Below are 8,874 nucleotides of genomic sequence, written 5' to 3' on the forward strand. Positions count from 1 at the left end.
TTGACGTGCATACGTGCGAGTCCACCCCCGACCGGGTGAACGGGGAATTCGCCCGGTACTTCATCTCCAGGGGGAGAACTTGCGCAGACAAGTGAAAAGAGCGGCTGCGGCCACCGTGGCAACGGCCGCAGCAGTCGCCCTCGCAGCGGGTATGACCAGCCCGGCGTCGGCGAAGCCCGGACGCGCCTCGGTGGCGGCCACCGCCGCCTCGAAGGCCGCCGTCAAGCACCACGTCACCCTGATCACCGGTGACCGCGTCGCCCTCGACGCCAAGGGCCGTGTCGTCGGCCTGGAGCGGGCCGAGGGACGCGAGCACATACCCTTCCAGGTCCGCAAGAGCGCCGGACACACGCTGGTCATCCCCGCCGACGCGGCCCACCTGGTCGCCTCCGGCACGCTGGACCAGCGCCTGTTCGACATCACCGAGCTGAACAAGGCCGCCACCCGCAAGGCCCAGAAGAACGGCCTGAAAGTCATCGTCGGCTACCGCGGCTCCGCGACCGCCGCCAAGGCCGACGTCCGGGACGCGGGCACCCTGCGCCGCAGCCTGAAGGCGCTCAACGCGGACGCCGTGCAGACCCCGGTCAAGGACACCGCCGAGCTGTGGGACGCCGTCACCAACGGCGACACGACCGCCTCCGGCATCGCGCACGTCTGGCTCGACGGCGTCCGCAAGGCCGCCCTCGACAAGTCCGTGCCGCAGATCGGCGCTCCCACCGCGTGGGCCGCCGGCTACACCGGCAAGGGTGTGAAGGTCGCCGTCCTGGACACCGGCGTGGACGCCAGCCACCCGGACCTCAAGGACCAGGTGATCGAGTCCAAGAACTTCACCCCCGCCGCCGACGCCACCGACCACTTCGGGCACGGCACGCACGTCGCGTCCATCGTGGCGGGCACCGGCGCCAAGTCGGGCGGCAAGTACAAGGGTGTGGCCCCGGACGCCAAGCTCCTCAACGGCAAGGTCCTGGACGACAACGGCTCCGGTGACGACTCCGGCATCCTCGCCGGCATGGAGTGGGCGGCCTCCCAGGGCGCCGACGTCATCAACCTGAGCCTCGGCGGCTACGACACCCCCGAGGTCGACCCGCTCGAAGCCGAGGTCAACAAGCTCTCCGCCGAGAAGGGCATCCTGTTCGCGATCGCCGCGGGCAACGAGGGCCCCCAGTCGATCGGTTCGCCGGGCAGCGCGGACGCCGCGCTCACCGTCGGCGCCGTCGACGACAAGGACAAGCTCGCCGAGTTCTCCTCCACCGGCCCGCGTGCCGGCGACGGCGCCATCAAGCCGGACGTCACCGCGCCGGGCGTGGACATCACCGCCGCCGCGGCCAAGGGCAGCGTCATCGACCAGGAGGTCGGTGAGAAGCCCGAGGGCTACCTGACCATCTCGGGCACCTCGATGGCCACCCCGCACGTCGCGGGCGCCGCCGCCATCCTGAAGCAGGAGCACCCCGACTGGGGCTACGCCGAGCTGAAGGGCGCCCTGACCGGCTCCACCAAGGGCGGCGCGTACACGCCGTTCCAGCAGGGTTCGGGCCGCATCCAGGTCGACAAGGCCATCAAGCAGTCGATCGTCGCCGATCCGGTGTCGGTGAGCTTCGGCGTGCAGCAGTGGCCGCACACCGACGACAAGCCGGTCACCAAGAAGCTGACGTACCGCAACCTCGGCGACAAGGACGTCACGCTCACCCTGAGCAGCACCGCCACCAACCCCAAGGGCGCGGCGGCCCCGTCCGGCTTCTTCAAGCTCGCCGCGACGACGGTGACCGTCCCGGCGCACGGCACGGCCTCGGTCGACTTCACCGTCGACACCAAGCTGGGCGGCACGGTCGACGGCGCCTACTCGGCGTACGTCACGGCGACGGGCGGCGGCCAGACCGTCCGCACGGCCGCCGCGGTGCAGCGCGAGGTGGAGTCGTACGACCTCACCCTGAAGTTCATCGGCCGTGACGGCAAGCCGACCCCGTACTACAGCGCCGACGTCAGCGGCGTCGCGGGACTGGCCAACGGCGTCTGGCTCAACCCGTACGACAAGTCCGGCACGGTGAAGGTGCGCGCGCCCAAGGGCACGTACATCCTCAACACCTCCCTCTACGGCGACCCCGAGGACGCCTCCAAGGGCATCGACTGGATCGCGCAGCCGAAGCTGACCGTCGACAAGAAGCAGACGATCACCATCGACGCGCGCAAGGCCAAGCCGGTGGACATCACCGTCCCGGCCTCCGGCGTGAAGTCCGAGTTCGCCTCGCCGGAGTACGACGTCACCATCGGCAACGGCCAGTACGGCTACGGCTGGTTCCTGGACTCGTACAAGAACTTCCGCACCGCCCACCTGGGCCCGCAGCTGCCCGCCGGGACGCTGCGCCAGCAGTGGGACGGCCACTGGAGCAAGGGCGCGACCGAGGAGTACGACGTCACCTCCGGCGGTGCCGTCAAGCAGCTCGCCACCGGCTACACCAAGCACTACAAGGCGAGCGACCTGGCCACGGTGAAGGCCCGGCTGGGCGCGGCGGCGAGCGGCAAGAAGGGCTCGATCGACGCGGTGGGCTGGCTGCCCGGCAGCTCCGGCGCCTCCTCCATCAGCATCCCGCAGAAGCTGCCCGGCACCCGCACCCTGCACCTGTCCGCCACGGGCGGCGTGCAGTGGCAGCTGGAGTTCCAGCAGAACGGCGGGGTCGACCAGGACGGCTTCCCGGTCCCCGAGGCCGGCTACGGGCTCGGCCAGTTCACCTTCAAGGGCGGCCAGACCTACACCAAGACGGTCAACACCGCCGTCTTCGGCCCGCACGTCAGCAAGGACTACGGCCTGTTCCGCGACGGCAACGAGATCTTCGGCGCGCTGCCGCTGTTCGCCGACTCCGCCAAGCACGCCGGGTCCTCGCAGTTCACCTCGGTGAACACCACGCTGTACCGCAACGGCACCAAGGTCGGCTCGAACACCGACCCGCTGTTCGGCGAGAAGACCTTCAAGGTGCCGGCCGGTGACGCGGCCTACAAGCTGACCACCTCCGTCAAGCGGTCCGCGAAGGTGTCGGAGGCCTCGACCCGCGTCGACGCGGCCTGGACCTTCCGCTCCAAGAAGCCGGCCGACTTCGTCCAGTTGCCCGCCTCCGCGCTGCACTTCGGCGCCACGACCGGCCTGGACAGCCGGGTCACGGCCGGCAAGACGGTCACCTTCCCGGTCACCGTGGAGGGCTCGGCCGCCGGCGGCAACCTGAAGTCCCTCGCCGTCTACGTCTCCTACGACGGCAAGAACTTCAAGAAGGTCACCGTCAAGAACGGCAAGATCACCGTCAAGAACCCGGCCAAGAACAAGGCGATCTCGTTCCGCGCCAAGATCACCGACAAGAAGGGCAACACGTCGGAGATCACGATCTACAACGCGTACTTCGGCAAGTAGGCCGTCGTGACGTGAGCCGTAGCGCTCCCTGACGAGGGGCACACCGGAGGAAATCCTCCGGTGTGCCCCTCAACGCGTTGCCGCGCGCGTCGCGTCCGCGCCCCAGCTGGCCAGGAGACGGAGGGAGTCCGCGGACGAGGAGTCCGGGTCGGCGTGATAGGTGACCAGCGACTGCTCCGAGCCGTCCGTCAGGCGGAAGCTCTCGAAGTTCAGGGCCAGGTCGCCCACCAGGGGGTGGTGCAGGCGCTTGACGCCGTGGCTCTTCTCCTTGACGTCGTGCGTGGCCCACAGCCGGCGGAACTCCTCGCTCTTGACGGACAGCTCACCCACCAGAGCCGACAGACGCGCGTCGTCCGGATCGCAGCCCGCGTCCATGCGCAGGGCGCACACGATGTCGATCGCCTTCTGCTCCCAGTCGACGAACAGCTCGCGGTACTCCGGGCGCAGGAAGACCAGCCGCGCCCAGTTGCGCTCGCCGGGCGGCAGCTCGCCCCAGTCGCCGAAGACTGCCGCCGCCATCCGGTTCCAGGCGAGGATCTCCGCGCGCCGGCCCACGATGTACGCCGGTACGCCCTCCATCGTGTCCAGCAGTTGCCGCAGCACCGCCCGCACCTGCTGCTGCCGTGCCGCCGGCTTCTTCTTGTGCGCCTTCGGCTTGGCCAGGTGGGTGAGGTGCGCGTGCTCGGCGTCCGTCAGCCGCAGCGCCCGGGCGATCGAGTCCAGCACCTCGGCCGACACGTTCCGGCCGTTGCCCTGCTCCAGGCGGGTGTAGTACGCCACCGACACCCCGGCCAGCTGCGCCAGCTCCTCGCGGCGCAGCCCGGGCACGCGGCGGTGCCGTCCGAAGTCGGCCAGTCCCACGTCCTCGGGCTTCAGCCGGGCCCGCCGGCTGCGCAGGAACTCGCTCAGCTCCGCCCGCCGGTCCAGGGGCCGGCCGGTGGCCACGCTTGCGTCCGGCTGCTCGTCCCTGCTGTCCATACGTCCAGTATTCCTGGTCGTAGGCGCACGAGCCTGACCCCGCCGGTGGTAGGAACGGCGGTCGTACGCAAAGGCGTGGTCTGGGTAGGTGGCGTCTCGCGCGGCAGGCTGGACGCCGTGCCCGGCAGGAAGGCAGCCGGCACGAAACCCCTCGCTAGGAGATCCCCGGCATGACCACTGTTGCTGCGTACGCCGCGCCCGCCGCGAAGGCTCCGCTGGAGCGGACGACCATCGAGCGACGCGCGGTCGGCGAGTTCGACGTCCTGATCGACATCAAGTTCGCCGGTATCTGCCACTCCGACATCCACCAGGCCCGCGAGGGCTGGGGCGAGGCGATCTTCCCGATGGTCCCCGGCCACGAGATCGCGGGCGTCGTCGCAGAGGTCGGCCCCGGCGTGACCAAGTTCCAGGTCGGCGACCGGGTCGGGGTCGGCTGCATGGTCGACTCCTGCCGCGAGTGCGAGAACTGTCTGCGAGGCGAGGAGCAGTACTGCCTCAACGGCATGGTCGGCACGTACAACGCCGTCGGCAAGGACGGCGAGCCCACCTACGGCGGCTACTCCGAGAAGATCGTCGTCGACGAGAACTACGTCGTCCGCATTCCCGACGGGCTGTCCCTGGACGTCGCCGCGCCGCTGCTGTGCGCGGGCATCACCACGTACTCCCCGCTGCGCCACTGGAACGCGGGCCCCGGCAAGAAGGTCGCGGTCGTCGGCCTCGGCGGTCTCGGCCACATGGCCGTCAAGATCGCGCACGCCATGGGCGCCGAGGTGACGGTCCTCTCCCAGTCCCTGCGCAAGAAGGACGACGGCCTCAAGCTGGGCGCCGACCACTACCACGCCACCAGCGACCCGAAGACCTTCGAGGAGCTGGCCGGCACCTTCGACCTGATCGTGTCGACCGTGTCCGCGCCGATGGACTTCGGCGCGCTGCTGTCGCTGCTGAAGGTGGACGGTGCCCTGGTGAACGTGGGCGCCCCCGAGGAGCCCATCGCGCTCAACCTGTTCTCGGTGATCGGCGGCCGCAAGACGCTCGCCGGCTCCATGATCGGCGGTATCCGCGAGACCCAGGAGATGCTGGACTTCTGCGCCGAGCACGGCATCGGCGCCGAGATCGAGCTGATCAGCGCGGCCGAGGTCAACGAGGCGTACGAGCGGGTAGTGGCGAGCGACGTCCGCTACCGCTTCGTCATCGACACGGCCACGATCTGACTCCGTCGGCCGGGGCGGGGCCGTCGACGGGGCCGGGGGTGCGGCCGGCCGGGGTGCGGCAGCTCAGCGGCTGGTGTCCCGACGGTGGACCGTGGCTGAGGTTCGGCGGCTCAGCGGCCGGTGTCCGGCCGTCGGCTGACCCGAGCCCGGGCGGGGTCCTGTTGCCGGGCGGGGTTCCGTTCCTGGGCGGGTTCCGTTCCCGGCCGGGGTCCCGTTCCCGGTCGGGGTCCCGTTCCCGGGCGCGATTCCGTCCCCGGGCGCGATTCCGTCCCCGGGCGTCGGCGGCCCGGCGACCCACGCCGCCCGCACCAGGCCCGGCACACAGCCGGCCGGCCTCACCGCCCGCGCACGCCTCCAGCCGTTCAGGCTTCCGGTGGGCCACAGCCTGACCTGCTCGGCCGCGTCCGGCTCGCCGGCGTGCCATGCCGGCGGTGCCCGACCCACCCGCGCTACTCCACCCCGAAGCCGTCCCCGGTGCCGTAGGCCCGCACCACCACGCCGCCGTCCGCGGCGGGCCGCACCACGTGCACCCGGCCGGCCCCCGTCACCCGGGCCTCGCCGTCTCCCACCGTGAGCAGCGTGTTCTCGTCCACGGCCACCCCGTACGGCGCCTCCCCCCGCGCCACCGCCGCCACCAGCCGCGCCAGCGTGCCCCACTGGGCCGCGTGCACGTCCACCGCGAACGGCACCAGGCCGAGCCCCGCCCGTACTTCGACCTCCGCCAGATCCTCCCCGGTCTCCTCCGGGCACACCGGAACCCCGTCCAGCAGCCACCCGCCGACCACGGCCCGCCGCGCGGCCATGGCCGCACCGGCGGAGAAACCGGCGTACGGCATCTCACGCGCGGCCAGCAGCGCCGGCAGCCGCTCCAGGCATTCCGCGAGCGCCTCCTGGTACGCGGGCGTGAGCCCACCGCACACCAGCAGCCCGTCGATCCCGTCCAGCACGGCCTCCGGCTCGAACCGGCCGCCGAGCGGCACGAGCGACGGCACCGGCGTACACGGCGGCCCCGCCTTCCGCAGCGCCGCCGCGTACCGCTCGAACTGCGCGGCACCGTCCCCCTCGTCGAGGATCAGACACCCGACCCGCCGCTCGCCGCCCAGCTCCCGCAGGAACGGCTCGTACACCTCGGCGTGGTCCCAGCCCCCACCGATCAGAAACACACGACTGCCCATGCCCTCCCCTTCACTCCCTGTCGCTCTCTCGACCTCTCGAGACGCGAGGGGCGAATCTACGGGGCACAACCGGGAGCCGTCGCCCGAATTAGGCAGGACCGGGGAGACCGTGGCAGCGCGGCCAGCGATCCGCCAGTGCTCATCCGGCGGCCTTGGCCACCCCGATCGGGCAGGACACACCGGTGCCGCCCAGGCCGCAGTAGCCTGCGGGGTTCTTGTCGAGGTACTGCTGGTGATACGCCTCGGCCGGGTGGAAGGGGCGGCCCTCCGCCGGGAGGATCTCCGTGGTGATCGTGCCGTAGCCGGAGTAGGTCAGGACCTTCTGGTAGGCCTCGCGGGAGGCTTGCGCCGTCGCTGCCTGCTCCGGGGTGTGGGTGTAGATCGCCGAGCGGTACTGGGTGCCCACGTCATTGCCCTGGCGGAAGCCCTGCGTCGGGTTGTGGGACTCCCAGAAGGTCTTGAGCAGGCGGTCGTACGAGATCTGCCGCGGGTCGTAGACCACACGGACCGCCTCCGTGTGGCCGGTCAGGCCCGAGCAGACCTCCTCGTACGTCGGGTTCTCGGTGTAGCCGCCCTGGTAGCCGACCAGGGTCGTGTACACGCCCGCCGGGAGCTGCCAGAACTTGCGCTCCGCGCCCCAGAAACAGCCCAGGCCGAAGTCGGCGACCTCCAGGCCCTCGGGGTACGGGCCGAGGAGCGGGGTGCCGAGGACGGTGTGCTGGTCGGGGACCTCGTAGGCGAGTGCGGGGCGGCCCTTGAGTGCCTGCTCGGGGGTGGGCAGCTGGGGCGTGCGGCCGAAGAGCATGGGGTCTCCCTGTCGGTCTGGGGGCGGGTGCCGGCGGCCTTGCCTGCCGGCACCGCTCACAACGTCCGGGGGACCTGCCGCATTCCGGTCAGGCCGGCGCCGCCGCGGCCTCCCGCACCGCCTGCACCACGGTGTTGCGGACCCGGCAGTAGTGCCCGGCCACGTCGCCCCGGTAGCGCCACGGCAGCGCGTTCACATGCCCGTCGACCAGCTTGAACTGCTCCAGCGCCGCCTCGTTGCGGTCCTGGAGGTGCAGGTAGAACGCCAGCAGGTGACGCAGCTCCGGCAGCCTCGGGTGGGACGGGTCCGCCGCCGCGGCGTCCGCGAGGGCCGCCTCGACCCGGGCCAGCATCTCCGGCGTGTTGTCGGCCGCGGTGTCCTCCGACTCGTCGTGCTCGAAGTGCGCGATGAGCGGCAGCGCCGTCAGCAGGCTGCCCAGCGGCGCGTCGGCCGCCGCCCGCTCGGCGAACTCGGAGGCCAGCCGCTGAGAACCGCGCCACTTCGCGCACCAGTACTGGAGCGCCGAGAAGTGGGCCTCGTAGTGGTGCGGGGCGCGGGCGGTGATCTCGGCCCAGAGCTTGTCCATCTCGGCGTTCGGGTAGCCGAGGCCCAGCGCCACCCATATCTCCGCGATGTACGGCGTTGGGTCGTCCGGGTTCAGCGCCGCCGCCCGCGCGATCTCGTCACGGGCGGAGACCAGCGTGCGGTGGAAGCCCTCGGCCTGCTCCCGGGTCGTGTACTGGGCCGTCTTCGCGCCGCGCAGCTTCCAGGCAAGGATCACCGTGCTGCGGGCCCGGACGACGGCCGCGTCCGGGTCGTCGCGCCGCTCGGCCTCCCACGCCAGCAGCCACGCGTCCTCCTCGGCCGCGCGGTCGGCCAGCAGGTACGCGACCGCCGACCGGCGCTCCCAGTCCCGGCCGATCGCCGCGAGCAGGTCGGCGGCCGGCCGCCAGTCACCGTCGCGCACCGCGGTGAGCGCGGCGGTCCACTCCGCGGGCAGGGGCGCGGCGAGGTCGGTGTTCTGCCGCTCGGCGGGCAGCAGGCCGAGCTGCTCGGCGGCCTTCGCGGCTTCCGCGGCCTCCGTCGCCTCCGCGTCGTCGTCGGGGCTCGGGTTGAACAGTTCCTTCAGGAACACCCAGGCCAGCCACAGCACGAAGATCAGCGTGGGGACGGCCAGGATGCCCAGGATCCAGAAGAGGACGGTCATCGGGGGGTCGGTCCGTTCGTTTCGTTTCGGGGGACAGCGGGCGGAGGGAGAGGTACGGCAGTGGGCGGGGCGGCGCGGGCCTGCCGGAGAGTCGGCGGGCC

Annotated in this window: 6 protein-coding genes; 2 read left to right on the forward strand and 4 right to left on the reverse strand. The window is 71.6% G+C overall.

The genetic code is table 11. The features are described 5' to 3' along the window. Positions 1-151 precede the first annotated feature (151 nt). Complete coding sequence (locus ACZ4WH_RS02160) at positions 152-3,397, forward strand: S8 family peptidase (protein ID WP_468175490.1); 3,246 nt, start codon at positions 152-154, stop codon at positions 3,395-3,397. A 69-nt stretch (positions 3,398-3,466) separates the two neighbouring features. Here the strand turns inward: ACZ4WH_RS02160 and ACZ4WH_RS02165 are convergent, their stop codons facing one another. After that, positions 3,467-4,375: a helix-turn-helix domain-containing protein gene (locus ACZ4WH_RS02165; protein ID WP_468175493.1), complete on the reverse strand. Its 909-nt coding sequence runs from the start codon at positions 4,373-4,375 to the stop codon at positions 3,467-3,469. Positions 4,376-4,545: 170 nt separating this feature from the next. Here ACZ4WH_RS02165 and ACZ4WH_RS02170 point away from each other — a divergent pair, with 170 nt between their 5' ends. Further along, the gene (locus tag ACZ4WH_RS02170) at positions 4,546-5,586 is read left to right on the forward strand and encodes an NAD(P)-dependent alcohol dehydrogenase (protein WP_468175496.1); all 1,041 of its coding nucleotides are present in this window, start codon (positions 4,546-4,548) and stop codon (positions 5,584-5,586) included. Between the two features lie 449 nt (positions 5,587-6,035). On the opposite strand, the gene ACZ4WH_RS02175 is transcribed toward ACZ4WH_RS02170, so the two are convergent. The 3 genes from ACZ4WH_RS02175 to ACZ4WH_RS02185 form a co-directional block, all read right to left on the reverse strand. Continuing rightward, positions 6,036-6,761, reverse strand: coding sequence for a type 1 glutamine amidotransferase family protein (locus ACZ4WH_RS02175; RefSeq protein ID WP_468175499.1), 726 nt, complete (start codon positions 6,759-6,761; stop codon positions 6,036-6,038). A gap of 139 nt (positions 6,762-6,900) precedes the next feature. Further along, a complete protein-coding gene (gene msrA / locus ACZ4WH_RS02180) occupies positions 6,901-7,566 on the reverse strand; it encodes a peptide-methionine (S)-S-oxide reductase MsrA (protein ID WP_468175502.1) in 666 nt (221 codons plus the stop codon). Positions 7,567-7,654: 88 nt separating this feature from the next. After that, positions 7,655-8,773 carry a hypothetical protein gene (locus ACZ4WH_RS02185; protein WP_468175505.1) on the reverse strand — a complete coding sequence of 373 codons (1,119 nt, stop codon included), beginning with the start codon at positions 8,771-8,773 and terminating at the stop codon, positions 7,655-7,657. Positions 8,774-8,874: the final 101 nt, after the last annotated feature.

Source organism: Streptomyces sp. NPDC029138, from assembly GCF_055564375.1.

Bases quoted from the DNA above. Each gene is read 5' to 3' on its own strand.
- ACZ4WH_RS02160 (WP_468175490.1), top strand. From the start codon at position 152: ATGACCAGCCCGGCGTCGGCGAAGCCCGGACGCGCCTCGGTGGCGGCC.
- ACZ4WH_RS02165 (WP_468175493.1), bottom strand. From the start codon at position 4,375: ATGGACAGCAGGGACGAGCAGCCGGACGCAAGCGTGGCCACCGGCCGG.
- ACZ4WH_RS02170 (WP_468175496.1), top strand. From the start codon at position 4,546: ATGACCACTGTTGCTGCGTACGCCGCGCCCGCCGCGAAGGCTCCGCTG.
- ACZ4WH_RS02175 (WP_468175499.1), bottom strand. From the start codon at position 6,761: ATGGGCAGTCGTGTGTTTCTGATCGGTGGGGGCTGGGACCACGCCGAG.
- msrA (WP_468175502.1), bottom strand. From the start codon at position 7,566: ATGCTCTTCGGCCGCACGCCCCAGCTGCCCACCCCCGAGCAGGCACTC.
- ACZ4WH_RS02185 (WP_468175505.1), bottom strand. From the start codon at position 8,773: ATGACCGTCCTCTTCTGGATCCTGGGCATCCTGGCCGTCCCCACGCTG.